Origin of the sequence: Polynucleobacter sp., from assembly GCF_030693775.1 — a bacterium.
In the GTDB taxonomy this organism is placed as follows: Bacteria; Pseudomonadota; Gammaproteobacteria; order Burkholderiales; family Burkholderiaceae; genus Polynucleobacter.
The window spans coordinates 245,970-269,843 of the sequence record NZ_JAUXZY010000005.1 but is presented as its reverse complement, the minus strand read 5'-3'; the positions used below and the strand labels follow the sequence as shown (position 1 = coordinate 269,843).

Genomic DNA, 23,874 nt, shown 5'->3' with positions numbered 1-23,874 from the left:
ACTCGTTTCATCGATCCCCCGAATTTACGAACGCGACCATGCTCAAGCAACGCACCATTGCCAATCCCATCAAAACGGTTGGCATTGGCTTGCACTCGGGTCGTAAAGCAAGCCTATCAATTAAGCCTGCGCCCGTGAATTCGGGAATTCAGTTTGTCCGTATTGATTTACCTGAGCCGGTCGTGATTGCGGCAGATGCCATGCTGGTTGGCGATACGCGCTTGGCATCGGTTTTACAAAAAGACGGTGTGCGTGTGTCTACAGTCGAACACTTGCTGTCTGCTTGTGCCGGGCTAGGGTTAGATAATGTATTAATTGAAGTGGATTGCGAAGAGATTCCAATCATGGATGGCAGCGCTGCATCCTTCCTTTTTTTGCTGGAGTCTGCCGGCATAGCGGAGCAAGATGCGCCCCGTCAGTTCATGGTGATTAAGAAATCCGTGGAAGTGCGGGATGGCGATAAGTTAGCTCGCCTCGATCCTTTTTTCGGATTCAAGCTGGATTTCACGATAGACTTTAAGCATCCGGCTGTGGATAAAACAGGCCAGCATTTTGTGGTCGACTTTGCAGAGCATGCATACCGCAGCGAAATCGGTCGTGCACGTACATTTGGTTTTGCGCACGAGGTTGAGGCCTTGCGCGAAATTGGTCTTGCGCGCGGCGGTAGTTTAGATAATGCGATTGTTTTAGATGAGCACCGCATTCTCAATAATGAAGAATTACGTTACGAGGATGAGTTTGTGCGCCACAAGATCCTCGATGCCATTGGTGATTTGTATTTAGCAGGACATCCGATTGTGGGATCGTATGTTGCAAAAAAATCAGGCCATGCACTGAATAACGCCTTATTGCGCAAATTATTTGAAGATCCCAGCGCTTTTGCAATTGAGTCGTTTCCGCTCAATAAAGCGCCAGCAGCCTACACCGTAGAAAATCAGCCCCTCTTTTTTTAAGGCGCACCCGTTTTCGATTGCAGCAGGCGCTGGACTGCCTTGCTGAGGTCCGACTCCGGCTCCAATTTATTCAGCAAATCAAGCCACGCTGAACGAGCGACCGGATTAAGCCCTTTGGGCTTTTCCCTGGCTGGGGCTCGTGGCTGAATAACCCACTCCGACTGAGGAAGGGCCGGCTTTAGGCTCACTTTTATAGCCGAGCAATTCTGACCATTTTTCACTAACTCGTTGATTAAGCTAGGTAAAGACTGCTGTAAGCGAGCGGCAATGGTGGCATTGGGCACCATCAGCAACAGCTCGGTAGGCTTGCCAGAGACCCAAACCGGCTCTACCTTAGAGCCAAAGTGAGCTAATTCCAGGGTTTTTAGGCATTGCTGCAGGCAAGCCTTCAGTTTGGCCAAATCTTCAGTACGCGCCAAAATACCACTGATTCCTTCTGGCCCACGCAAGCAGTCTATCCACTCTCGGGCTATCTTGGGCTTGGCAGAATAAGGGGTTTTTGGCTTTAGATTCATGGGGAAAAGGGGATTCGGGTGATAAACTCAAAGGCTTAATTTTGGTCAAAATCCCATGGCAATCGGCATTCTAAAAACTCTATTTGGCAGTCGAAATGATCGACTCTTAAAGCAATACCGCAAAGTCGTGCTCAAGGTTAATGCACTTGAGCCTACCTTGCAATCACTCGATGATGCTGCGCTTCAAGCAAAAACAGCAGAATTCAAATCACGCCTTGCTGCCGGCGAATCTCTGGATGACCTTACTGCCGAGGCATTTGCCGTAGTCCGCGAATCCAGTCGCCGCGTCATGAAGATGCGTCACTTTGATGCGCAGATTATGGGCGCCTTAGCTCTGCACCAAGGCAAGATTGCTGAAATGGGTACAGGCGAGGGCAAAACCCTGACTGCAACCTTAGCTGTTTACCTCAATGCGATTGCAGGTAAGGGCGTTCATGTGGTGACGGTTAATGATTACCTGGCACAGCGCGATGCCGAGTGGATGGCCAAGCTCTATAACTTCTTGGGTCTTCAGGTTGGGATCAATTTATCCCAAATGGATCACGAGGCAAAGCAAGCAGCCTACGCAGCTGACATTACGTATGGCACCAACAATGAATTTGGCTTTGATTATTTGCGCGACAACATGGTGCAAGATGCTGCGCAGCGGGTTCAGCGCGGCTTAGCCTACGCCATCGTTGACGAGGTCGATTCGATCTTGATTGACGAGGCGCGTACGCCATTGATTATTTCAGGGCAGGCAGAAGATCATACCGACCTCTATCTGAAAATGAATCAATTGCCTTCGCACTTAGAGCGGCAGATTGGCGAAGAAAAGTCTGATGGCACCGGTGTTGAAAAGCCAGGTGACTACTGGGTTGATGAAAAAACCCAGCAAGTCTACTTAACCGAGACTGGCCATGAAAAAGCCGAGAGTATCTTGGCGCAAATTGGTGTTTTAAATCCAGGTGATTCACTTTACGCACCCCAGAACATCACCTTGATGCATCACGTCTATGCTGCGTTGCGAGCACATTGCTTGCAACACCGCGATCAACAATACGTGGTTCAAAACCAAGAAGTGATCATTGTGGATGAGTTCACGGGCCGTTTAATGACGGGCCGCCGCTGGTCAGATGGGCTGCATCAGGCAGTCGAGGCAAAAGAAGGTGTGCCGATTCAGAGTGAGAATCGCACCTTAGCAACCATCACCTTCCAAAATTATTTCCGCATGTACGGGAAGTTGGCTGGCATGACCGGTACTGCCGATACCGAAGCCTACGAGTTCAAGGAAATCTATAATTTAGAGACCGTCGTTATTCCGCCCAACCGCATGAGTCAGCGGACCGATCGCCAAGATCAAATCTATAAAACATCCGCAGAGCGTTACGCCGCCGTAGTCAAAGACATTGAAGAATGCTACGGCCGAGGTCAGCCTGTATTGGTGGGCACCACGTCGATTGAAAACTCCGAGTTGATTTCGCACTTATTGGATCAGAAGAAGTTGCCACATCAGGTCTTGAATGCAAAGCAGCATGCAAAAGAGGCTGAGATTATTGCGCAGGCAGGCCGCCCAAAAATGATTACCATTGCGACCAATATGGCTGGTCGCGGTACTGACATTGTGCTCGGCGGCAATGTCGAGAAGCAAGCGTCGCTCATTGAGGCCGATGGCAATTTAGCGCCTGCGGATAAAGAAGCGCGCATTGCAGTCTTGCATGATGAGTGGCAGGGCCTACACGACCAAGTATTGGCTGCAGGTGGTTTGCATATTATTGGTACCGAGCGCCACGAGAGTCGCCGTATTGATAACCAATTGCGTGGTCGATCGGGTCGCCAAGGCGATCCAGGCTCATCGCGTTTTTACTTGTCTTTAGACGATCCACTCTTACGCATTTTTGCAGGCGATCGTTTGCGGGCAGTGATGGATCGCCTAAAGATGCCAGAGGGCGAGCCAATTGAGGCCGGGATGGTTACCCGCTCAATCGAGTCTGCACAGCGTAAGGTGGAAGCCCGTAACTTTGATATTCGAAAGCAGCTGTTGCAGTACGACGACGTTGCCAATGATCAGCGTAAAGAGACCTACCGCTTGCGCAACGAAGTGCTTGAAAGTAAAGACATTGGCGATTTAATCGCCAACTTACGCGAAGATGCGCTGCGCAGCTTTTGCCAGTTGTATGTTCCGCCAGAGTCGATGGAAGAGCAATGGGATTTACCGGGACTCGAAAATAGCTTAGCGAATGAATGGGGTCTCGGTGTTGATTTAACTGGGCTGGTTCAGTCAGCCGACTCAATCGAGGCAGAGGATGTAGTCGAGCACGTCTTGACCGCCGCGAAAGCATCCTATGACGGCAAAGTAGAGCTATCGGGACGCGAGTCATTTGCTGGCTATGAGCGTTCAGTCATGCTCTACAGCTTAGATAGCCACTGGCGTGAGCATTTGGCTGCTCTAGATCACTTGCGCCAAGGCATTCATTTGCGGGGCTACGCACAAAAAGATCCAAAACAAGAATACCGCCGTGAGGCATTTGAGCTTTATGGCGAACTCTTGGATGTGATTAAGAATGATGTGGTCAAGAGCATCATGGCGGTCAGAATTCGGACTGCCGATGAGTTAGATGCTGCCTCAGAATCCATTAATGAAGACATGAGTCAAGTCAAGGATGTGCAGTATCAGCATGCCGATGTGACTACGGATTCGGCCGAGGGCGAACAGCCTGCTGCGGCGCCTGCTCCTGTTCGATCGGGACCCAAAGTCGGTCGCAACGATCCCTGCCCATGCGGCAGTGGCAAAAAATACAAAGCCTGCTGCGGTGCCTTGAGTTAATCATGCCAGTCAATTTACCCTTGCCAGAGCGCTCAGCGCTGAGCCCAGTTGCTGGAGTGCAGTTGGGTATTGCTGAGGCGGGTATCAAGAAAGCCAATCGCAAGGATGTTTTAGTCATCACCCTTAGTCCTGGCACACAGGTGGCTGGTGTATTTACCTTAAATCGATTTTGCGCTGCCCCAGTGCAGCTCTGTAGAGCTCATTTAGACTGGGTTGCCCAAACTGGTAGTGGAATTCGTGCATTGGTTGTGAATACCGGCAATGCCAATGCGGGAACTGGCGAGCAAGGAATGCGCGATGCCCTGGAGACCTGCTGCGCCTTGGCGGCCGCTTTGAATATCCAGCCAGAGCAAGTGCTGCCCTTCTCCACCGGCGTCATCTTAGAGCCCTTGCCGATTGCAAAGCTGACTGCTGCGCTCCCCACTGCCATCGCTAAGTTAACTGATGATGCCTGGTTCGATGCAGCCGAAGCAATCATGACTACGGATATTCAGCCCAAGGCCCTGTCGCAAGTTGTTATTACGCCGGATGGACTCATCACGCTCACCGGCATTTGCAAGGGTGCCGGCATGATTCACCCCAACATGGCTACGATGCTGGGCTTTATTGCAACGGATGCTGGCTTTGCGCCAGAGGTATTGCAAAATCTAACCAAAGAAGTGGCTGACCTTTCTTTTAATAGCATCACGATCGATGGCGACACCAGCACCAATGATTCATTTATTGTGATGGCGACTGGCGTTTCTCCAGTAAAGATTAAGAATACGGCCGATGCCAGCTACCCCATTGTGCGATCTGCACTCATCGCATTTGCGCGCCGACTGGCGCAAATGATTGTGCGCGATGGCGAAGGCGCTACGAAATTTATTTCGATTGAAGTTGTGGGCGGCAAGACAAACGAAGAGTGCCGTTTAGTGGCAGAGGCAGTAGCCCATTCTCCTTTGGTAAAGACCGCTTTTTTTGCCAGTGACCCCAATTTAGGCCGCATTCTGGCTGCCATTGGCTATGCCGGAATTGCCGATCTGGATGTGAACCGAGTTCAGCTCTGGCTAGGTGACGTTTGGGTCGCAAAAGATGGTGGACGCAATCCCAGCTACCAAGAGGCCGATGGTAAACGCGTGATGCAGGCTACCGAGATTGCGGTCAAAATCGACTTAGGTCGCGGCGCTTCCGAGCAGACCATGTGGACCTGTGATTTATCCCATGAATACGTTTCGATCAACGCCGATTACCGCTCTTAATTCCATGAACGAAAAACTAGATCGATTACTGAGTCACCTCGAAACCTTTCTTCCAAAACCATTGGATGAGGCGCAGTGGAAATCATCAACTGCATTTCGTTGGCGCCGTCGCGATAGTATCTTTGGCAGCATTGGTTTTTTACAACCCGTAAAACACGTTGCTGATATTTCGTATGAAGACCTGCAACACATTGATCGTCAGCGCGATGCGATTAAAGAAAATACCCGCAACTTTGTACAAAAGAAACCAGCTAATAATATTCTGCTCACCGGCGCACGCGGCACTGGTAAGTCTTCATTAATTAAGGCCAGTCTGCATGCCTTTGCAAAAGATGGCCTGCGCTTGGTTGAGGTTGAAAAAGAGCACTTAGCGGACTTAGCAGACATTACTGATTTACTGGCCGATCGCCCGGAGCGCTTTGTCGTTTTTTGCGATGACCTTTCCTTTGAGGAAGGGGAGTCTGGCTACAAAGCAATGAAGTCAGCTTTAGACGGTTCGATATCCGCCCAGGTTGATAACATTTTGATTTACGCCACATCGAATCGCCGCCATTTATTGCCCGAGTACATGAAAGACAACCAAACGTATCATCACGATGACGATGGTGAAATTCATCCAGGTGAGGTGGTGGAAGAAAAGATCTCTTTATCGGAGCGCTTTGGTTTGTGGCTTTCCTTTTATCCGCCCAAGCAAGATGAATACCTCGCCATCGTGGCGCATTGGCTGCGGCATTTTGGTTTGAGTGATGTCCAAATTGAGGCTGCTCGATCGGAGGCTCTGGTTTGGGCATTGGAGCGCGGATCACGTTCGGGCCGGGTTGCATGGCAGTTTGCAAAACATTGGACTGGCACGCACGCCTAAGCCTTTATGAGTGATGCTCGTCGCCCAGTAACCGAGGTGGCAGCCGGTATTTTGCTCGATGCGCGGCAGCGCTTCTTGATGGGTCAGCGACCCACCGGCAAACCCTATGAGGGCTATTGGGAATTTCCGGGCGGTAAAGTTGAGGTAGGTGAAACACTATTTCTGGCTCTGCAGCGTGAACTCCAGGAAGAGCTCGGAATCACCATTCATGGTAGCGTCGACTTAATGACGATTGAGCATGATTATCCGCATGCGTATGTGCGCATTCACGTTAGCGTGATTCAGGATTGGAGCGGCGAGCCTACTGGGTGTGAAAACCAAGCTCTGTCGTGGCAAGATTTAAATAGCGATCAGCTTACTGTGGATCCGCTGCTACCGGCAGCGCTACCAATGATTCAAGAGTTGAAACAGTTTTATGCCGAGATTAAAACTGGCACAAAGTTAGTTTGAATGGGATGTCTTCTAGAATGGGGTGCGGCTTTTTGTCCCGTTCGCTTTTTAAGAAACGAACAGATAGCAAGTATTTGTTTGCACTGATTTCGGAAAAGACGGAATCATCCTCAACCCCAATGCGCATGAGTTGGTAGACCTTGCCAGATGGCGCTTGTTGAAATGCGCCTTGGTGAGCAACCGCATCGCGTGACTCTCCCGACTGTCGCAGCAACTTTAAAAATAATTGAGATGACTCATTCCACGGCAGTAGGGGTGCTATGAAATTCTGTAGCAGCTCACGCCGATCACCTGGTGCGCTGCATTTCCATGCATGAAAATTGGGCAGATCAATCGGGCTAGTACCTCCTGGTATCGAGAGACGCGTACGAATGCCGTTTAACCATTCATTTTCGGTAATCGCTGAATTGGGTTTACCAAGCGACTGATTGAGGTGTGCTGATGCGCCATCAATCTCGGCAAGCGCTTGACTCAATGCAGCTTGATCTACCTTTGCTGATGATTTGAGGCCGTGTAGTGCCTGCTTTTGCCGCTCAAACTCTTTTAAGAGCAATGATTTGATATCACCCCGTGCGCCAATGTCACCTAACTCAAATAGAGTTGCAATGGCACATTGGTGTAGTTCAGGGTCATCCGATTTAGCAAAATGGGTATAGCGCCCAAACAAATACTCCAAACGGAGCATATTGCGGACCAACTCATTGAAAGGATATTCATAAACAATCACGGAATCTATTCTATGCGGAATTTCCGGGCTTGAACCCATTTTTGATGATCAATTGGTGCAAGGCATCGATTTGGGGAATCAGCGTATCGAGGTCTCCGTCATTGAGAAGAATCGTATCTGCTGCCGCTAGCCGATCCTCGCGCGATGCTTGTTTGCTCATAATCTGCTCAATTTGGCTGCGTTCTAAATTGCTGCGCTGCATGACCCGTGCAATTTGCAGCTCCTCGGGGCAGTCAACCACAAGCAGGTGGTCGATTAATTTGGACCACGTACCTGATTCCACCAAGAGGGGTACCATAAAGACCAAGTATAAAGCACCGTTTTTATGTGCTACGCTAGCTTGCCGGGCAGTTTCTGCATGTATTAGAGGGTGGGTTATCGCCTCCAGCGATTTAAGGGCGCTTGGATCTTTAAATACAAGATTCCGCATCTTAGGCCGATCCAGGGATCCATCGGCGGCCAATAATTCAGAGCCAAAACGAGTTTGAATTGGGGCAATAGCAGCTCCATGGGGGGTAGTAATGTCATGGGCAATTTGGTCCGAATCAATTACCGTTGCCCCTAGCTCAGCCAAGCGCTTCGCTACTAGTGATTTGCCGGATCCTATTCCGCCCGTTAATCCAATGAGCGGAATTTTCCCTTTTAGTGCAGCGAGAGTGGAATGCGCAGGAGTTGAGGCCATATTAGATAAATAATGCCAGCAAATGCCAAAAAGGGCCCGAATGGAAAGGCTTGTGCACGACCTTGTTTTTGCCAGTAAAGCCATATTAGGCCACCCAGCAAGCCACTCAGTGCGGATAGCAACACGATGCCAGGCAAGGCTTGCCAGCCCAGCCAAGCACCCAGCGCCGCTAGAAGCTTTGCATCTCCCATGCCCAAGCCGTCACGGCCTTTAAGTGCGCGATAAAGCCAATTTAACCCCCAGAAGAATCCAAAACCAACCGTCGCACCGAGAATGGCTTCTTGGGGGCTACAAAAGCGTATATCCAAAAACAGATTAAACAGTAAGCCCCCGGCAATCAGCCGAAAGGTGATGGCATCCGGAATCCGAAACGTTCGAAAATCCACATAGGCCACATAGGCCAAGGGCAAAATTAAGCCATAGCGAATCACATCAGCAAGTAAGGTGAGATCAGTCAAACAATTTGCCCTAAGTTAAAAATTGGTAAGTACAGGATTATCACCAATCCACCAATCAAAAGTCCTACGAATACTACGAGTATAGGTTCTAAGCTATGGCTCAATAAGGTAAGTTGGCTAGTAAGCTGCCGTTCGAGGGCATCAGCGCGATTGCTGAGCATCGTTGCCAAGGAGCCGCTAGCGCTAGCTATATGTAACAGTTGTGCTGTCTCGTGATCAAAAAACTGCTGCCGCGGATCGGCGCGTTGCAAGGCTTCACCAAAAGACCATCCTTGTGCAAGCGATTTAAAGATATGGGCACAGAGATCATGGGAAAGCCATTGATTTGAGGTTTGCGCTGTAATGCGCATGGCCTCTAATGCAGGTAAACCAGCCTGCATTAAATAGCCTAAGCTACGACACCAGCACGCTAAGGTCGACTGACGAAACATATCTCCAATTATGGGAATCCGTAATAAGTACTGATCACAGCGTTTCTGAAATCCCGAATGACGCAGCCATAGTGTGGAGGTACTAACTAAAGTGAGTGCAATTCCACCGCCTATTGCCGGCAAGTACAGCATGAATTGCTCCGCCGCATTAAGAAGCAATTGCGTTGCCCAGGGTAGGCGTGCATTGAAGTGACTGAATACGTCGCTGAACACGGGAATGACCCAGACGAGCATCGCAAGCATGAGTAAGCATGCTGAGCCTAGAGTAATCGTGGGATAAGCCAGGGCCTGTCGTATCTGGCGACGAAATTCAATTTGAGTGCGTAATTGCTGTTGGATGGTGCGCAGGGCAAGATTGATTTCGCCGGATTCTTCACTGACGCGGATTAAGCCGATAAAGGCCGGATCAAAAACAGCATGTTGCATCGATAGGCATTGCGAGAAGCGCTCACCTTGTTTGAGGTGATGCGCAATGAATGCTGTGACTTTTTGCCACGCAGGCGAAGCTGATTGATGGATTAGCGTGATGCTTTCTAACAATGGTAGTCCGGCATCCAGCAAGACGAGCATGCGCTCAACGAAATACAGCTGCTCTTGTTTTCTGAGGGCCATGATTAATGCCAGGAGCCAATCTGGGCATTGAGCTCGGCAAGTGTGATGCGGTGATGATCAACATGGATCATTCCAGCAGAGCGCATATCTTGAAAACCGTTTTTTTGAACTTGCTCAGTTAAGTCAGCGGCAGTGGCTGCACTCTCAAATGCATTAGCGATGGTATTCGTAAATGGTAAAACCTCATGGATACCAATCCGATCAAATAGGCCTATTCCGCCGCACTGTGGGCAGTCATCCATTGACGTTTTAGCATCGCATTTGGAACAGATCTGACGTGCCAAGCGCTGTGAGCTAACGCAGCGCAAGCAAGCTCGCAACACATCACTGGCTATACCCAAGCTGCGCAGCCGTTGAATACTCGCCAGAGCGCCACGGGTGTGCAAGGTGCTCAATACCAAGTGGCCGGTTTGCGCAGCCTGCATGGCCAGTTCGGCGGTCACCGCATCGCGAATTTCACCGATCATAATGACATCAGGATCTTGCCGAAGTAGGGCGCGAATAATGCCATTGAAATCCAAGCCCGCCTTTGGATGGTAGGCAATCTGATTCACGCCAGCAAGACGGATCTCGATCGGGTCCTCGATGGTGCATACATTTCGGCCGCTGGTATTTAATTGGTTTAAGCAGCTGTAGAGCGTGCGGGTTTTGCCGCTGCCAGTCGGCCCTGTAACGAGGATCAGACCATCGGGCTGAGCAATAGCATCAGCGAAGTGCGCCAATTGCGGTGCATGCAGGCCCAGCAAACTCAAATCCAATGCAGTAGTGGGGGATGGCAATAAACGCACTACGGCTTTTTCCCCATGCAGCGTCGGAAGTATGGATACGCGGCAATCGATATTGGGGTGCGTGTAATTGAGTCCCACCGAGAGTCTGCCATCTTGGGGAATGCGCTGCTCGGCAATATCCAATCTGGCCAGTATTTTGATGCGGGCAATGATGCGTTCATGCTCGACGGCAATCGGGATTTGCAGTGTTTGCAATACGCCATCAACACGGATCCGAATGATGGTTTTATATTCAAGCGCCTCAATATGAATATCGCTTGCGCGCGCCTGAATCGCTTGGGTAACGATGGCTTGCCATACCCGAATAACCATGAAGTCATCATTTTGTGGGGTCAAATTAATACAGTACCTTGAACAATATTGAAGTAAGAGGCCATGCATTTGGCGCACGGAATCGCTTGGTTTTACTGTAGCGATTGCTCGCCGTAAGTACTATCGGGCGAGATTGAATTGCCTGTCAGATACCATAGATCCCAATCATGACTTCAACCACGTCTAGCCCACATCCAAATCACCAGAGCAGTGCGTGCGTGATTGCTGCGCCGTTTGGATGCCTGGGCATCACTACGGAAATGGTCGACGGCAGTTTGATGCTTGCCCATATTCGTTATCTGCCCGCATCGGCAAAGCATCAGGCGCCTGGTAATGCCTTAGCAGCCTTGGTAGAGGAGCAATGCCGTGCCTATTTTGCGGATCCTAGGGCGGTATTTGATTTGCCCCTAAAGCCCCAAGGCACTGCGTTTCAACAGCGGGTCTGGGATGCGGTTGCGCAGCTAAAAGCGGGTGAACGAATTACCTATGGGGAGATTGCAGCCCATTTGCATTCGGGGGCGCGCGCCGTCGGCGGTGCGTGCGGCGTCAATTATTTTCCCTTGGTGATTCCGTGCCACCGAGTTGTTGCCAAAGCCAATCTAGGTGGTTTTATGGGACAAGATGCTCCCGGCCTCTATCGGGATATTAAGTTGTGGCTGCTCAATCACGAAGCGCGCGCTTGATTGGTCTTCCTGCAATCGTGCAAAATTGCTGCATCACATAATCAGAACGTGCAGCAATCAATGTGAAGTAATAAAAAAGCCAGACTGTTCTGCGAGGCAGTTTGACTTCATTCCCACGAGAAAAATGACTTCGGTCGGCAATCTTACTGAGCGTGAGCACGGCCAATCCAAGGGCTAAAAAACAAAAGCGCCGAATACCCACCTCATTGGATGGAATCACGCGTATGTAGTCCATTGCCTCTGCTAACTTCTGATCAGCAATGGCTAGTAGCGCTAGTTGGCTGTAGCCTTGGGGTTTCCAAGAAACGCCGCGCGCGCTGTCTTCAGGCGAGTCTTTCAAAATATTGGTCATTTGCAAGGCTTGACCAAAGCCAATCGCCAGATATTCTTTACCAGCAATGGCGCGAGCAAATGCCGGGGAGTGCAGCGCAAAGACGCTGGTGAGCATTTCACCAACGACGCCTGCTACTACATAGCAGTACTCTTCAAATTCAGGCAGGTCGCGTAAACCCGCTAAGGTTTGTTTGTCATGAAAACGCAGCATGCCGTTCGACATAATTTCAACACAGCGGCTAATAGCCGCGCGCTCGTTTTCACTAAAGCGATGAAAAATGCGCAGTACGGTTGGGGTATTGGCAATTAAATCGCGCTCGTCTGCGTTGCAATGCCCTTCGAGTGCATGTAGACACGGGCTTACAAAGGCATCAACCGGTTGCTTGCCTAAAACAGCATCTAGAAACAGCGAAGATAAATCCTGCTTGGCTTCGATGCTCAAGGTGGGGGCGTCTTCGATCGTGTCGATGATGCGGCATAGTAAATAGGTATTCCCGATCACAGTTTCGAGCGCCTTAGGCAGCAGGGGAATAGTGAGGGCAAAGGTTCTAGAAACCGCCCCCAAAATGGACTGCTGATAAGCCATGTCGGACATGGATTGGGGGCGCGCCTTGCTCATGCTGGAATTATGTCAGAGCGGCTGCTTCCGGGGTCGTCAAAAACATATTTGCCATAAGTAACAAGGTCATATAATTTGTGCAAATGATGAGTGAGGGCGGTTTGCTGTGCTGATTTGGTTTGTTGTCATCTATTGGGTAATCTCGGTTGGCATCGGCCTGTGGGCTGCTATGCGCGTTAAAAATACGGCCGATTTTGCAGCAGCAGGTCATAGCCTCCCCCTGCCGATTGTCACTGCCATGGTTTTTGCTACTTGGTTTGGTTCGGAAGCAGTTTTAGGTATTCCGGCTGAGTTTATTAAGGAGGGTCTGGGCGGGGTGGTCGCTGACCCATTTGGATCGGCGCTCTGTTTAATCTTAGTCGGCCTCTTTTTTGCCAAGCACCTCTATAACCGCCGGATGCTGACGATCGGCGATTTCTTTCGTGAAAAGTATGGCCGTACAGTCGAGGTCTTGGTTACCTTATGCATCGTCGTTTCCTATTTAGGCTGGGTGGCTGCGCAGATCAAAGCGCTGGGCCTGGTCTTTCATGTCGTCTCGGATGGTGCCATCTCAGAAAATCTGGGCATGATCATTGGCGCTTGCAGCGTATTGATCTATACCCTGTTTGGCGGCATGTGGTCGGTGGCGATTACCGACTTCATTCAGATGATTGTGATTGTGATTGGGATGCTCTACATCAGTGGGGAGATGACCGCGCTCACGGGTGGATTTACTGTAGTAGTTGAGCATGCGGCTGCAGCTGGCAAGTTCTCTTTTTGGCCCGACATGAATCTCGTCTCGATCCTCGGGTTTACAGCCGCGCTGTGCACCATGATGCTAGGCTCGATCCCGCAGCAAGACGTCTTCCAGCGCATTAGTTCGTCCAAGAACGTCAATATCGCTGTGCAGGCGTCGATTTTGGGCGGTGTTTTGTATTTTATCTTTGCGTTTGTGCCAATGTACTTAGCCTATTCGGCAACTTTAATTGATCCTGGTTTGGTAGAGCGCTACATCAATACCGATTCCCAAATGATTTTGCCCAAGTTAGTGCTTGAGCATGCGCCGGTATTTGCCCAAATTCTATTTTTTGGCGCACTGCTCTCGGCCATCAAAAGTTGTGCAAGTGCAACATTATTGGCGCCATCGGTCAGCTTTGCGGAAAACATCGTGCGCGGGTTTTATAAGAACTTAAGTGATCAAGGCTTGCTAAAAATTATGCGAATTACGGTCCTTTTCTTCACATTGGCGGTGACCTTATTTGCAATGAATTCGGAGCTATCTATCTTTAAGATGGTCGAAAGTGCCTATAAAGTCACTTTAGTTGCCGCATTTGTGCCTCTTGCCTTCGGAATTTACTGGTCGAAGGCCAATTCCTTGGGCGGTCTGCTTGCCGTCGTTTTTGGCTTGACAGTTTGGATTGGGGCTGAGATATTAGCTCCTGAAGCTACTTTACCGCCGCAATTGGCGGGACTCTTGGCCAGCATCGCTGGGATGCTGCTGGGTGGTCTAGTCCCCCGCTCTGCACTGCGTTAAGTGCAGGTTGAATAATTTGTATTTTGTTGTGATTGATCCGCTGCGCGAGATCTCGCAGCAAAAGTTGCCTACGATGGAAGCAATGAAAAATTTTTTGTTCTTATGGAGTTGTTATGAAAATCTGTGTGATCGGCGGGGGTGGAGCCATTGGCGGCTACCTAGCTGTCATGTTAGCGAGAGCTGGCAATGATGTAACGGTGGTCGCCCGAGGGGCCACATTAAAAGCAATTCAGGAGAGGGGACTGGCTCTAATCACGAATGAAGAGCCCGAGCCCTTGCATGCCACCGTTACTGCGGTTGAAAAGATTACCGATGCCGGTAAGCCGGACATCATTATTTTGGCGGTCAAGGCCCACCAAGTGGAGCCAGTCGTGCACGACATGGCGTCCATCATGGGTCCTGACACGATCTTGATTCCCATGCAAAACGGGATTCCGTGGTGGTACTTTCAGAAGTTGCCTGGCGAGTATCAAGACCACTCCGTTGAGACGGTGGATGCAGGCGGCCTCATCATGCGCGCTATCAACCCCAACAATATTTTGGGTTGCGTGGTTTATCCCGCTACATTTACCCAAGCCCCTGGCGTGATTCGCCATGTGGAAGGAACGCGCTTCCCAATTGGTGAGCTCGATGGCTCCGTGTCCGATCGCGCAAAAATGGTTTCCGAGTTGATGGCCGCAGCTGGTTTTAAGTCACCGATTCTAGAAGACATTCGCGCTGAGATTTGGCTCAAACTTTGGGGCAATATGACCTTCAATCCGATCAGCGCCTTAACGCATGGCCACCTTGAAGGAATCTGTCGCCATCCACTAACCAAAGATCTGGCGCGCAACATGATGGCTGAGGCACAAACCATTGGCGAGAAACTGGGTGTGACGTTCCGGGTAGATATCGAGCGCCGGATTGGTGGCGCAGAAAAAGTCGGTAAACATAAAACATCGATGTTGCAGGATTTGGAAGCGGGCCGTTCGCTCGAGATTGATGCCTTGCTGGGTTCCGTTATCGAACTCGGTCAGATCACCAAGACCCCGACACCATGCCTCAGTACGGTGTTTGCATTAACTAAAGTGCTGGATGAAAACGTCCAAGCATCCAATGGTAGTTTGGCTTTGCCATTTGCTGCGGGATATTAAGCCGAGTTGGCGAAGCGATAAGGTGTTTTAAACTCGAATTACCTTAGTTTGATTGTTAAAAAGCCTCAAAGCAGCAATGCCTTGAGGCTTTTTTATGAGCTCTGTGTATTTACTCGAATGTGTTGTCGAGTTGCCCTACGCCATCAATGATGATGCTGACCTTGCTGCCAGGCTTCATCGAGCCAACACCAACCGAAGTGCCGCAGGCAATGATGTCACCGACTTCGAGTGTGATGTCTTGGGAAATTAAACTCACCAATTTGGCGGGTTGAAAAATCATATCGGCAACTGGATAGTTTTGACGCTCTTGATCGTTCAAGATGGTCTTAATGTGTAACTGGCTTGGGTCGATGCCAGTGGTGATGTAGGGGCCAAAGACACCAAAGGTATCGAAGCTCTTGGAGCGTGTCCACTGGGCATAGCCGGGATCACGGTTGAGGATTTCAATCGCGGTAACGTCATTAATGCAGGTGTAGCCAAAAATAGCGGAGGCGGCTTCAGCCTCGCTAATGCCTTGGCAACGCCGCCCAATTACGATGCCGATTTCACCTTCGTACACCACTTTGCCGGAGTAGGACTTGGGCATACGAATGGTTTGATTGGCTGCCAGAAATGAGCTATTGGATTTCAAGAAATACAGCGGCTCTGCTGGTACCGCATGCTCAAGCTTGGTTACCAGGGCGTGGAAGTTGTCAACGAGCGCAACCATCTTCGTTGGCACGCAGGGAATATCAATCACGACATCGGATAGCTTTAGGGTGGCCCCGGTTGGCGTGGGATTACAAAACAGATCGCCGCTGTACACCGTGATTTGATCGTTTTGAATTTGCCCAAAGCCAATCTGACCTTGGTGCTGATAGCGTACCCATTGCGTCATAATGAATTCCTTTTGTTTTCAGTATTGATGCGTTCTATCTTATCAAGGATCGGTTATGTCCCAGCCTGTGGCCCCAGCTGAAATCCGTTTTGCACCGGAATTCGATCAACCCGTGCGTTACATGTTGCGTACCCGAAGCTATTACTTAGGCTTAGGCTATGAAAATCCCTACGTTTGGGCCCATTACATTGATGCACCGTTTGCACCACTCAAAAAACCGCTGAGCGCATCTAGGCTGGCCTTGGTGACAACGGCAGCCCCTTATCAGGCAGATAAAGGTCCGCAGGGTGCGGGCGCAGCATACAACGCGAGTGCAAAGTTTTATCAGCCTTATGCAGGATCAATGGCCAGTAAGCCGGATTTACGTATTGCCCATGTTGGGATTGATCGTAAGCACGCCAATATGAGCGATAGCGAATGCTGGTTTCCATATGAGGCGGCGCAGGCCGCTCAGCAATCGGGCCGCATTGCAACGCTCTCCCCCCGTTTTTATGGATTACCCAGCAATCGCAGCCAGCGCCATACCGTGGAGATCGATGCGCCCGCCATCATTGCCATGTGCCAAGCAGATGCGGTGGATGTTGCGGTGTTAATCCCCAACTGTCCGATCTGCCATCAATCCCAAAGTCTGCTGGCCAGGGCCTTAGAGTCTGCAGGGATCTCTACTGTCGTGATGGCGAGCGCAAAAGACATTGTTGAGTACTGCGGTGTGCCGCGCATGCTGTTTAGCGATTTTCCGCTGGGCAATGCCGCGGCAAGACCAAATGACCCCGAGTCGCGCGCAACTAATTTTGAGTTGGCATTGCGTTTATTAGAGTCGGCAGTCGGACCTCGAACCACGATGCAGTCGCCGCTCATCTGGAATGAGGATCCAAGCTGGAAGCTCGACTATTCCAATATTGAGCGCTTGTCACCTGAAGAGGTGGTGCGCTTAAAAGCCGAAGCAGAGGCCGTACGCGAGACTGCTAAGGCCTTGCGATTAAAAACGGTGGGAAAGTAAGCAAGTAAATCAATCTAGGGGATGTGGTCGGAATGAGAGGATTCGAACCTCCGACCCCCTCGTCCCGAACGAGGTGCGCTACCAGGCTGCGCTACATTCCGTTTTGTATTGCTCTATGGCGATGCTGTCAACTAGCGATGCCAATACATCTATTTTATCTGACTAGTGTTGCCTGGAATAGGGGTTAATGCAGGCTACTACATTTGCCTTGCAAGGGAGTATTCGCAAAGGGCAATCAAGGAGTCTGTCGCTGCATTCTTTGGGAACGCTTTGATATTACTCAGAGCTAAGTCTGCTTCGCGTTTGGCAGCCAGCTGGGTGTATTCGAGTGCGCCAGAGCACTGTACCGCAGTCAGTATTTGCTCAAATACATCTTCCGGAAGATCGGTATTTTGGGTAATGGCTGCGCGTACTAAGAGCTGCTCTTCCGTATTGCCCTTTTCCAATAAGTAAATCAACGGGAGCGTTGGTTTTCCTTCACGTAAATCATCCCCGGCGTTTTTGCCCATTTGAGTGGCGGTGGCCGTGTAGTCGAGTAAATCATCCATCAGCTGAAATGCGGTGCCGATATGACGACCAAAAGCCGCGGCAAGTTCACGTTCGCTATTACTCGCCCCGGCCAAAATAGCGCCCAGCTCACTGGAAGCTTCAAACAGTTTGGCCGTTTTATAGCGAATTACTTGAAGGTAGCTGGACTCGTCCACCTCAGGGTCATTCATATTGAGGAGCTGCAATACCTCGCCCTCAGCAATCGTATTGGTGGCATCCGACAGAATCTGCATGATCCGAATGTCATTGGGGGCCACCATCATTTGGAATGCCCTGGAATACAAGAAATCCCCGACGAGCACGCTGGCAGCGTTGCCAAAGGCCGCATTGGCAGTCTCACGCCCTCGGCGCAGGGTGGATTCATCGACCACATCGTCGTGTAAGAGGGTGGCGGTATGGATAAACTCGACAACAGCGGCTAAATCCAGCACATGGGGGATTTCTCGGCCGCTGGAGAGGGCTTTTGCGACCAAAATTAACAGGGCGGGACGTACTCTTTTCCCCCCGGATTGGATGATATAGCCCGAAATCTGGTCAATTAAGGCCACTTCAGAGGCCAAACGGCGCTTAATAACCTCGTCTAGAGCCTTTAAATCAGGGGCTATTGGGGCCAAAATGGCAGCCAGATCAGTAGTTTTGACAGTGGTACTCATGCAAGATATAATAATCGGCTCAGCTAGTCCGTGTGGATTAGCTTCAATGTTTCATTAATTTGAGGTTTCAAACCATGTACGCGGTCATAAAAACCGGTGGCAAACAGTATAAAGTTGCTGCTGGTGAAAAATTGAAAATAGAACAGATACCAGCGGATATCGGCAGCGAAATTACCTTAGACCAAGTTCTCGCCGTAGGCGAGGGCGCTTCACTGAAGTTGGGTGATCCACTGGTTAATGGTGCCGCTGTGATGGCCACTGTCATCTCCCAAGGACGTCACGACAAAGTGAAAATCTTTAAGATGCGCCGGCGCAAGCACTATCAAAAGCACCAGGGTCATCGTCAGAATTTCACTGAAATTTTGATTAATACGATCAAGGCCTAATTAGGCACACGCTGAAATAGCAGGAGAAGAACAATGGCACAGAAAAAAGGCGGCGGCTCGACACGAAATGGCCGCGACTCAGAATCGAAACGCTTAGGCGTGAAGGTATTTGGCGGCGAGCACATTAATGCTGGCAGCATCATCATTCGTCAACGTGGCACCAAGGTTCATCCTGGCGCAAACGTCGGCATTGGTAAAGACCACACTTTGTTTGCATTAATTGATGGTCAAGTTCAGTTCGGCGTCAAAGGTGCCTTGAATAAGGCCCAAGTTTCGGTATTGCCTCGTTCATAAGGCAGCCTGACTGAGATCTGTTTTATTTCTGAACGCAACACCGAAATTTAACTCTTAGGAACAGGCCTCGCACAGCGAGGCCTTTTTTATTCATGAAATTTATTGACGAAGCTCGAATTGAAGTAATTGCTGGCGACGGTGGCGCTGGTAGTGCTTCCATGCGCCGAGAAAAGTTCATCGAGTTTGGTGGACCCGATGGTGGCGATGGCGGGCGCGGCGGCAGTGTCTATGCGGTTGCTGATCGCAACATCAATACCTTGATTGATTACCGCTATGCCAAAACCCATACCGCCAAAAATGGTGAGCCGGGGCGGGGCGCTGACTGCTATGGCAGGGCGGGTGTTGATATTGAATTGCGCATGCCGGTAGGTACTATCATTTCCGATTTTGAAACCGGCGATCTGATTGCTGATCTGACTACGCATGGCGAACGCCTGTGTTTGGCTGAGGGTGGCGTCGGCGGCTGGGGCAATATTCACTTTAAGAGCAGTACGAATCGTGCGCCGCGGCAAAAGACCAATGGCAAGCCAGGGGACCGGCGTAAGCTCAAACTCGAATTAAAAGTATTGGCCGATGTGGGTTTGCTGGGCATGCCCAATGCTGGTAAATCGACCTTGATTACTGCAGTATCGAATGCCAGACCCAAAATTGCCGATTATCCGTTCACGACCTTGCATCCCAATTTAGGAGTGGTACGCGTTGGGCAGGAGCGTAGCTTTGTGATTGCGGACATTCCAGGTTTGATTGAAGGAGCGGCAGAAGGCGCTGGTTTGGGTCATCGATTCTTGCGCCACTTGCAGCGTACCGGCGTTTTATTGCACATGGTTGATCTGGCCCCTTTTGATGAAGGCGTGGATAACGTGGCCGATGCAAAAGCAATCGTCAATGAGTTACACAAATACGATGAGGCTTTGGCTGAAAAGCCACGTTGGTTGGTGCTCAACAAGATCGATATGATCCCTGAGGATGAGCGCGCCGCAAAGGTAAAAGACTTCATTAAGCGCTTTAAATGGAAGGGCCCTGTCTTTGAGATTTCAGCCTTGACAGGCCTTGGCTGTGAAAAGCTCTGCTATGCCTTGCAAGATTATTTAGACTCGGTACGCCGTGAGCATGATGCTGCAGAGGAGCGCGCAATCGATCCGCGTTATCAAGGCAATGATGATGAGCGCGCACGTAAGGTGATGGACGCCGAAGATTAATTAGGAACAAATAATACGATTGAGATGTACATGGGAATACAGAACGCAAAACGAATTGTGGTGAAAGTGGGTTCTAGCCTGGTCACTAATAATGGCGAGGGCCTTGATCACGCTGCCATCACGAACTGGGCAGAACAAGTGGCTGGTTTGCAAAAATCCGGCTGTGAAGTCTTGATGGTGAGTTCGGGCGCAATTGCTGAGGGTATGCAGCGCCTTGCATGGACGCAGCGCCCCACTGAAATTCACCAGCTGCAGGCTGCCGCTGCGGTCGGTCAAATGGGTTTAGTGCAGGTATATGAAAGTTCTTTTGCCCGTTTTGGTTTGCGTAGCGCTCAAGTCTTGCTTACCAATGCCGATTTGGCGAATAACGAGCGTAATGCCAACGCAAAGGCAACGCTCACTACATTACTGCAGTTGGGTGTAGTGCCCATCATTAATGAAAACGATACGGTCGTGACCGATGAAATTAAGTTTGGTGACAACGATCACCTCGCAGCTCTTGTTGCCAACTTAGTCAGTGCAGATGCCCTGGTGATCTTGACTGATCAAGGCGGTCTCTATACAGCCGACCCCAGAAAAGACGCTAACGCCAGCTTGGTTGCCAATGCCATTGCTGGCGATCCAAATTTAGAAACGATGGCGGGCGGCGCTGGAAGTGCATTAAGTAAAGGCGGCATGTTGACGAAAGTCTTAGCCGCTAAGACAGCTATGGCTACTGGTGCAAGTACCGTGATAGCCTCTGGCCATGAGCCGGGCGTATTAACCCGACTGCTTGCTGGCGAACCAATTGGTACCTGCCTCAGTCCACAGTAATAAGTAAAACAGTTAATTTGAATTGTTAAAGCCAGGCACTTGATTGCCCCCAATAAAGCTATTGGGGTTAAGTGACTGGATGACGGTATTCACACTTTTTACTTGACTCGATAAATTACAGATAGCACCTTGCGCTAAAGCAGCTTGATAGCGATTGGGGATGTTGTCTTTGATTGCAGACCAGCCGCCAAGGGGATTTTCTCGCCAACTGGAGTTGGCTTCATACGTGCCATAAAGACGCGCTTGATAGGAGTCACAGCGAATGCCTTCGTATTGGGTTTGTTTTGATCCACTCGGGCTCGTGATTTGCACCATATACCGCGTGACGCCATCATTACCAACCAAGATCGATTGGGTATCGATGGCAAACTTGAAGATGGTGGTTTCAGAAACATAAAAAGGCAGTAGGGTTTTGGGGTTTGGTGCTACTAGCGGCATAGCGGTGTTGCCCTCTTTAAATACCGTGGGAGCATAAGGATCAACGCCACTGATCATGGGGTCGCCATAGCATCCAATCAAGCTTGCCGAAACAAGGATGCAGCCTGTATAGCTAAACCAGCGGGGGCGCGCAAAAAGGGGTGTATGCATGATTAGCCTAAAAGGAGGGCGCTACTTTAGTTGGATGGGGCGTCTGAATCATGGCGCCGAATGTGTTGTGTGAGGTCGAGTGGCGCACCCCAAACCAGCTGCTGTAATTTCAGATTGCGGGTCAGGTAGCGTGCCAGTTCGGATAAGGCCAATTCATAGACCTCGCGCTTAAAATCCACGACGGAATCGAGCTCTATCCAATAGGGGTGCCAGCGCCAAGCATCGAATTCAGGGTGTTCAGTTGCGCGCAGGTGAATGTCGCTGTCGTGCCCAGTCAGGCGTAACAAAAACCAAATCTGCTTTTGCCCGCGGTAGCTGGCACGTTGCATTCGGTTGGCAGTTTGACGGCGCAAGAACTCCTCCGGGACATCATAGCGAAGCCAGTCCCTGGTGCGTCCAATGATTTGGACATGTTCCGGTAGCAAGCCAACCTCTTCGTGCAATTCGCGGTACATGGCCTCTTCTGGGCTTTCACCATGCTGAATCCCGCCTTGCGGGAACTGCCACGAATGCTGTCCAACGCGTTTTCCCCAGAAAACCTCGTTAGAGCCGTTAAGGAGGACAATGCCGACATTGGGTCGATACCCTTCACGGTCGAGCATAATCGCGCTCCAAATCCATTAAAATCAGTGATTTGATTATATCTATACATGAAAGCCACACAAACCTTTCTCGCGACCCTCAAGGAAGCCCCCTCTGATGCGGAGGTGGTTTCGCATCAACTCATGGTGCGTGCTGGCTTAATTCGTAAGTTAAGTGCCGGAATTTATAACTACTTACCACTGGGTTTAAAGGTCATTCGCAAGGTGGAAAACATCATTCGCGAAGAAATGAATCGGGCAGGCGCGATTGAACTCCTGATGCCGATGATTCAGCCAGCAGAACTGTGGCAAGAAACGGGGCGCTGGGAGAAGATGGGCCCTGAGTTACTCCGCATTAAAGACCGGCATGAGCGTGATTTTTTAATTCAACCTACCTCCGAAGAAGTCGTGACTGATTTGGCTCGAAATGAAATCCGCAGTTATAAGCAGTTGCCAGTGAACTTCTATCAAATTCAGACGAAGTTTCGCGATGAGCGCCGTCCCCGTTTTGGCATCATGCGCGGCCGTGAGTTCAGCATGAAAGATGCCTACTCGTTTGATCGCGATACTGCTGGCCTGAAGCAATCGTATCGGTTGATGTTTGATGCTTACACCCGTATTTTTGAGCGCATGGGTTTGGTGTTCAGGGCGGTTACCGCCGATAACGGCGCGATTGGCGGCTCGGGCAGTCAAGAGTTTCATGTGATTGCCGATACCGGTGAAGACGCAATTGTGTATTGCCCCAATTCCGATTACGCAGCAAATCTAGAGGCTGCGGAGTCGCTTTCATTGATACCCGTTCGTGCTGCCCCAAGCGTCGCTATGCAAAAAGTGGCAACACCGGATCAAACTCGCTGCGAGCAAGTCGCACAGTTTTTATCGCTTCCGCTTGAGCAAACGGTAAAGACTCTGGTTTTTGCAGTGGATCAGGAGAAGGGCTCTGCCAAACTCTTCATGCTTCTGCTCCGCGGTGATCACGAGTTAAATGAAATCAAGCTCAGCAAAATTCCTGGTCTAGCCGAATCCCGTTTTGCAAGCGAAGCAGAAATCACTGCCGCTTGCAATGCGAGTCCAGGCTCCTTAGGCCCAGTGGGTGTTCGTTCCGATGTTGTTGTGATTGCTGATCGCACTGTAGCGAATATGAGTGACTTTGTCTGCGGCGCTAACGCGACTGGATTCCATTTGACTGGCGTGAACTGGGAGCGTGACTTACCCTTACCGCAGGTTGCTGACATTCGTAATGCCGTGGCTGGTGATCCGTCACCCGATGGCAAAGGCGTTGTCGAAATTTGCCGCGGCATTGAAGTGGGGCATGTCTTTCAATTGGGTACGCGCTACTCCGAAGCAATGCGTTGCACCTATTTGGATGAGAACGGTAAAGCCCAGCCGATGGTGATGGGTTGTTATGGTATTGGCGTAACGCGTTTACTTGGTGCGGCGATTGAACAGGGCCATGATGATCGCGGTATTGTCTGGCCGATTTCGATGGCGCCATTTGAGGTTGTTATTTGCCCCGTGGGTTACGATAAGTCGGAGTCCGTCAAGGCTGAAGCCGATGCCTTGCACGATGCACTCTTGGCTGCAGGCATTGATGTGGTTCTAGATAACCGGGGCGAGCGCCCAGGCGCCATGTTTGCCGACTGGGAGTTAATCGGCGTGCCATTCCGAGTCGTGATTGGTGAACGGGGACTCAAAGACGGGCAGGTTGAGTTTCAAGGTCGTACGGAAAGTGCCGCGCAAAACATTGCGCTTGCCTCGATCAAGGATCACGTCATCGCCGCTGTTCAAGCGGCCAAGCAACAGACCCTTTCATGAA

General features: G+C 50.4%; 24 protein-coding genes, 1 tRNA gene and 1 pseudogene. 14 read left to right on the top strand and 12 right to left on the bottom strand.

The window, feature by feature from the left end:
* The first annotated feature begins 38 nt into the window (after positions 1-38).
* Positions 39-953, top strand: coding sequence for a UDP-3-O-acyl-N-acetylglucosamine deacetylase (gene lpxC, locus Q8M75_RS09385; RefSeq protein WP_108468343.1), 915 nt, complete (start codon positions 39-41; stop codon positions 951-953).
* Here lpxC and Q8M75_RS09380 read toward each other — a convergent pair.
* Positions 950-1,468 carry a hypothetical protein gene (locus Q8M75_RS09380; RefSeq protein ID WP_305488811.1) on the bottom strand — a complete coding sequence of 173 codons (519 nt, stop codon included), beginning with the start codon at positions 1,466-1,468 and terminating at the stop codon, positions 950-952. The genes lpxC and Q8M75_RS09380 overlap by 4 nt on opposite strands.
* A gap of 55 nt (positions 1,469-1,523) precedes the next feature.
* On the opposite strand from Q8M75_RS09380, the gene secA reads away from it, so the two are divergent.
* Genes secA through Q8M75_RS09360 form a run of 4 tightly spaced genes read left to right on the top strand, consistent with a single transcriptional unit; the run spans position 1,524 to position 6,827 of the window.
* A complete protein-coding gene (gene secA, locus Q8M75_RS09375) occupies positions 1,524-4,274 on the top strand; it encodes a preprotein translocase subunit SecA (RefSeq protein WP_305488809.1) in 2,751 nt (916 codons plus the stop codon).
* A 2-nt stretch (positions 4,275-4,276) separates the two neighbouring features.
* Complete coding sequence (gene argJ, locus Q8M75_RS09370; protein ID WP_305488807.1) at positions 4,277-5,515, top strand: bifunctional glutamate N-acetyltransferase/amino-acid acetyltransferase ArgJ; 1,239 nt, start codon at positions 4,277-4,279, stop codon at positions 5,513-5,515.
* 4 nt (positions 5,516-5,519) lie between these two features.
* Positions 5,520-6,377 (top strand): ATP-binding protein, encoded by an 858-nt coding sequence (locus tag Q8M75_RS09365; RefSeq protein WP_305488806.1) that lies wholly within the window; start codon positions 5,520-5,522, stop codon positions 6,375-6,377.
* Between the two features lie 6 nt (positions 6,378-6,383).
* Positions 6,384-6,827, top strand: a complete 444-nt coding sequence (locus Q8M75_RS09360; protein WP_305488804.1) for an NUDIX domain-containing protein — start codon at positions 6,384-6,386, stop codon at positions 6,825-6,827.
* Here Q8M75_RS09360 and zapD read toward each other — a convergent pair.
* From zapD to Q8M75_RS09335, 5 genes are read right to left on the bottom strand one after another with little or no spacing between them, the layout of a single operon-like run.
* Positions 6,802-7,554, bottom strand: coding sequence for a cell division protein ZapD (gene zapD / locus Q8M75_RS09355; RefSeq protein WP_305488802.1), 753 nt, complete (start codon positions 7,552-7,554; stop codon positions 6,802-6,804). The two genes, Q8M75_RS09360 and zapD, sit on opposite strands and share 26 nt — an antisense overlap.
* Positions 7,555-7,564: 10 nt before the next feature.
* Positions 7,565-8,236: a dephospho-CoA kinase gene (gene coaE / locus Q8M75_RS09350; RefSeq protein ID WP_371131781.1), complete on the bottom strand. Its 672-nt coding sequence runs from the start codon at positions 8,234-8,236 to the stop codon at positions 7,565-7,567.
* Positions 8,197-8,694: an A24 family peptidase gene (locus Q8M75_RS09345; protein WP_305488800.1), complete on the bottom strand. Its 498-nt coding sequence runs from the start codon at positions 8,692-8,694 to the stop codon at positions 8,197-8,199. The genes coaE and Q8M75_RS09345 overlap by 40 nt, the downstream gene beginning before the upstream one ends.
* A complete protein-coding gene (locus Q8M75_RS09340; protein WP_305488798.1) occupies positions 8,691-9,737 on the bottom strand; it encodes a type II secretion system F family protein in 1,047 nt (348 codons plus the stop codon). The genes Q8M75_RS09345 and Q8M75_RS09340 overlap by 4 nt, the downstream gene beginning before the upstream one ends.
* Before the next feature lie 2 nt (positions 9,738-9,739).
* Positions 9,740-10,861, bottom strand: a complete 1,122-nt coding sequence (locus tag Q8M75_RS09335) for a GspE/PulE family protein (RefSeq protein ID WP_305488795.1) — start codon at positions 10,859-10,861, stop codon at positions 9,740-9,742.
* 143 nt (positions 10,862-11,004) lie between these two features.
* Here Q8M75_RS09335 and Q8M75_RS09330 point away from each other — a divergent pair, with 143 nt between their 5' ends.
* Positions 11,005-11,520 carry a methylated-DNA--[protein]-cysteine S-methyltransferase gene (locus tag Q8M75_RS09330; protein ID WP_305488793.1) on the top strand — a complete coding sequence of 172 codons (516 nt, stop codon included), beginning with the start codon at positions 11,005-11,007 and terminating at the stop codon, positions 11,518-11,520.
* On the opposite strand, the gene Q8M75_RS09325 is transcribed toward Q8M75_RS09330, so the two are convergent.
* Positions 11,498-12,472 (bottom strand): squalene/phytoene synthase family protein, encoded by a 975-nt coding sequence (locus tag Q8M75_RS09325; protein WP_305488790.1) that lies wholly within the window; start codon positions 12,470-12,472, stop codon positions 11,498-11,500. The two genes, Q8M75_RS09330 and Q8M75_RS09325, sit on opposite strands and share 23 nt — an antisense overlap.
* 106 nt (positions 12,473-12,578) lie before the next feature.
* Here Q8M75_RS09325 and Q8M75_RS09320 point away from each other — a divergent pair, with 106 nt between their 5' ends.
* Both Q8M75_RS09320 and Q8M75_RS09315 read left to right on the top strand, forming a co-directional pair.
* Positions 12,579-13,985 (top strand): sodium:solute symporter family protein, encoded by a 1,407-nt coding sequence (locus Q8M75_RS09320; RefSeq protein WP_305488788.1) that lies wholly within the window; start codon positions 12,579-12,581, stop codon positions 13,983-13,985.
* A gap of 113 nt (positions 13,986-14,098) precedes the next feature.
* Positions 14,099-15,118 carry a 2-dehydropantoate 2-reductase gene (locus Q8M75_RS09315; RefSeq protein ID WP_305488787.1) on the top strand — a complete coding sequence of 340 codons (1,020 nt, stop codon included), beginning with the start codon at positions 14,099-14,101 and terminating at the stop codon, positions 15,116-15,118.
* Positions 15,119-15,227: 109 nt separating this feature from the next.
* On the opposite strand, the gene Q8M75_RS09310 is transcribed toward Q8M75_RS09315, so the two are convergent.
* On the bottom strand, positions 15,228-15,995 hold the full coding sequence (locus Q8M75_RS09310) for a fumarylacetoacetate hydrolase family protein (RefSeq protein ID WP_305488785.1): 768 nt from the start codon (positions 15,993-15,995) through the stop codon (positions 15,228-15,230).
* 55 nt (positions 15,996-16,050) lie between these two features.
* On the opposite strand from Q8M75_RS09310, the gene Q8M75_RS09305 reads away from it, so the two are divergent.
* Positions 16,051-16,995 (top strand): reductase, encoded by a 945-nt coding sequence (locus Q8M75_RS09305; protein WP_305488783.1) that lies wholly within the window; start codon positions 16,051-16,053, stop codon positions 16,993-16,995.
* Between the two features lie 24 nt (positions 16,996-17,019).
* On the opposite strand, the gene Q8M75_RS09300 is transcribed toward Q8M75_RS09305, so the two are convergent.
* Together Q8M75_RS09300 and Q8M75_RS09295 are read right to left on the bottom strand one after the other, a co-directional pair.
* Positions 17,020-17,096 (bottom strand) — tRNA-Pro (locus Q8M75_RS09300).
* A gap of 96 nt (positions 17,097-17,192) precedes the next feature.
* Positions 17,193-18,197: a polyprenyl synthetase family protein gene (locus Q8M75_RS09295; RefSeq protein ID WP_305488782.1), complete on the bottom strand. Its 1,005-nt coding sequence runs from the start codon at positions 18,195-18,197 to the stop codon at positions 17,193-17,195.
* A gap of 74 nt (positions 18,198-18,271) precedes the next feature.
* On the opposite strand from Q8M75_RS09295, the gene rplU reads away from it, so the two are divergent.
* From rplU to proB, 4 genes and pseudogenes are all read left to right on the top strand, one after another.
* On the top strand, positions 18,272-18,583 hold the full coding sequence (rplU, locus tag Q8M75_RS09290) for a 50S ribosomal protein L21 (RefSeq protein WP_108468359.1): 312 nt from the start codon (positions 18,272-18,274) through the stop codon (positions 18,581-18,583).
* A gap of 33 nt (positions 18,584-18,616) precedes the next feature.
* Positions 18,617-18,877, top strand: a complete 261-nt coding sequence (gene rpmA, locus Q8M75_RS09285) for a 50S ribosomal protein L27 (RefSeq protein ID WP_305488778.1) — start codon at positions 18,617-18,619, stop codon at positions 18,875-18,877.
* 92 nt (positions 18,878-18,969) lie between these two features.
* Positions 18,970-20,076, top strand: a complete 1,107-nt coding sequence (obgE, locus tag Q8M75_RS09280; protein WP_305488775.1) for a GTPase ObgE — start codon at positions 18,970-18,972, stop codon at positions 20,074-20,076.
* A gap of 24 nt (positions 20,077-20,100) precedes the next feature.
* Positions 20,101-20,877: pseudogene (gene proB / locus Q8M75_RS09275) on the top strand (glutamate 5-kinase); the annotation flags it as partial.
* 24 nt (positions 20,878-20,901) lie between these two features.
* On the opposite strand, the gene Q8M75_RS09270 reads toward proB, so the two are convergent.
* Together Q8M75_RS09270 and Q8M75_RS09265 are read right to left on the bottom strand one after the other, a co-directional pair.
* On the bottom strand, positions 20,902-21,477 hold the full coding sequence (locus Q8M75_RS09270; RefSeq protein ID WP_305488773.1) for a CNP1-like family protein: 576 nt from the start codon (positions 21,475-21,477) through the stop codon (positions 20,902-20,904).
* Between the two features lie 26 nt (positions 21,478-21,503).
* Complete coding sequence (locus tag Q8M75_RS09265; protein ID WP_305488771.1) at positions 21,504-22,079, bottom strand: RNA pyrophosphohydrolase; 576 nt, start codon at positions 22,077-22,079, stop codon at positions 21,504-21,506.
* Between the two features lie 48 nt (positions 22,080-22,127).
* Between Q8M75_RS09265 and Q8M75_RS09260 the strand changes: the two genes are divergently transcribed.
* A complete protein-coding gene (locus Q8M75_RS09260; protein ID WP_305488769.1) occupies positions 22,128-23,873 on the top strand; it encodes a proline--tRNA ligase in 1,746 nt (581 codons plus the stop codon).
* Position 23,874: the final 1 nt, after the last annotated feature.

Bases quoted from the DNA above. Each gene is read 5' to 3' on its own strand.
- lpxC (WP_108468343.1), top strand. From the start codon at position 39: ATGCTCAAGCAACGCACCATTGCCAATCCCATCAAAACGGTTGGCATT.
- Q8M75_RS09325 (WP_305488790.1), bottom strand. From the start codon at position 12,472: ATGAGCAAGGCGCGCCCCCAATCCATGTCCGACATGGCTTATCAGCAG.
- Q8M75_RS09305 (WP_305488783.1), top strand. From the start codon at position 16,051: ATGTCCCAGCCTGTGGCCCCAGCTGAAATCCGTTTTGCACCGGAATTC.
- Q8M75_RS09330 (WP_305488793.1), top strand. From the start codon at position 11,005: ATGACTTCAACCACGTCTAGCCCACATCCAAATCACCAGAGCAGTGCG.
- secA (WP_305488809.1), top strand. From the start codon at position 1,524: ATGGCAATCGGCATTCTAAAAACTCTATTTGGCAGTCGAAATGATCGA.
- Q8M75_RS09315 (WP_305488787.1), top strand. From the start codon at position 14,099: ATGAAAATCTGTGTGATCGGCGGGGGTGGAGCCATTGGCGGCTACCTA.
- argJ (WP_305488807.1), top strand. From the start codon at position 4,277: ATGCCAGTCAATTTACCCTTGCCAGAGCGCTCAGCGCTGAGCCCAGTT.
- rplU (WP_108468359.1), top strand. From the start codon at position 18,272: ATGTACGCGGTCATAAAAACCGGTGGCAAACAGTATAAAGTTGCTGCT.
- Q8M75_RS09265 (WP_305488771.1), bottom strand. From the start codon at position 22,079: ATGCTCGACCGTGAAGGGTATCGACCCAATGTCGGCATTGTCCTCCTT.
- Q8M75_RS09380 (WP_305488811.1), bottom strand. From the start codon at position 1,468: ATGAATCTAAAGCCAAAAACCCCTTATTCTGCCAAGCCCAAGATAGCC.
- Q8M75_RS09360 (WP_305488804.1), top strand. From the start codon at position 6,384: ATGAGTGATGCTCGTCGCCCAGTAACCGAGGTGGCAGCCGGTATTTTG.
- Q8M75_RS09310 (WP_305488785.1), bottom strand. From the start codon at position 15,995: ATGACGCAATGGGTACGCTATCAGCACCAAGGTCAGATTGGCTTTGGG.
- rpmA (WP_305488778.1), top strand. From the start codon at position 18,617: ATGGCACAGAAAAAAGGCGGCGGCTCGACACGAAATGGCCGCGACTCA.
- Q8M75_RS09270 (WP_305488773.1), bottom strand. From the start codon at position 21,477: ATGCATACACCCCTTTTTGCGCGCCCCCGCTGGTTTAGCTATACAGGC.
- coaE (WP_371131781.1), bottom strand. From the start codon at position 8,236: ATGGCCTCAACTCCTGCGCATTCCACTCTCGCTGCACTAAAAGGGAAA.
- Q8M75_RS09260 (WP_305488769.1), top strand. From the start codon at position 22,128: ATGAAAGCCACACAAACCTTTCTCGCGACCCTCAAGGAAGCCCCCTCT.
- Q8M75_RS09365 (WP_305488806.1), top strand. From the start codon at position 5,520: ATGAACGAAAAACTAGATCGATTACTGAGTCACCTCGAAACCTTTCTT.
- Q8M75_RS09340 (WP_305488798.1), bottom strand. From the start codon at position 9,737: ATGGCCCTCAGAAAACAAGAGCAGCTGTATTTCGTTGAGCGCATGCTC.
- obgE (WP_305488775.1), top strand. From the start codon at position 18,970: ATGAAATTTATTGACGAAGCTCGAATTGAAGTAATTGCTGGCGACGGT.
- Q8M75_RS09295 (WP_305488782.1), bottom strand. From the start codon at position 18,197: ATGAGTACCACTGTCAAAACTACTGATCTGGCTGCCATTTTGGCCCCA.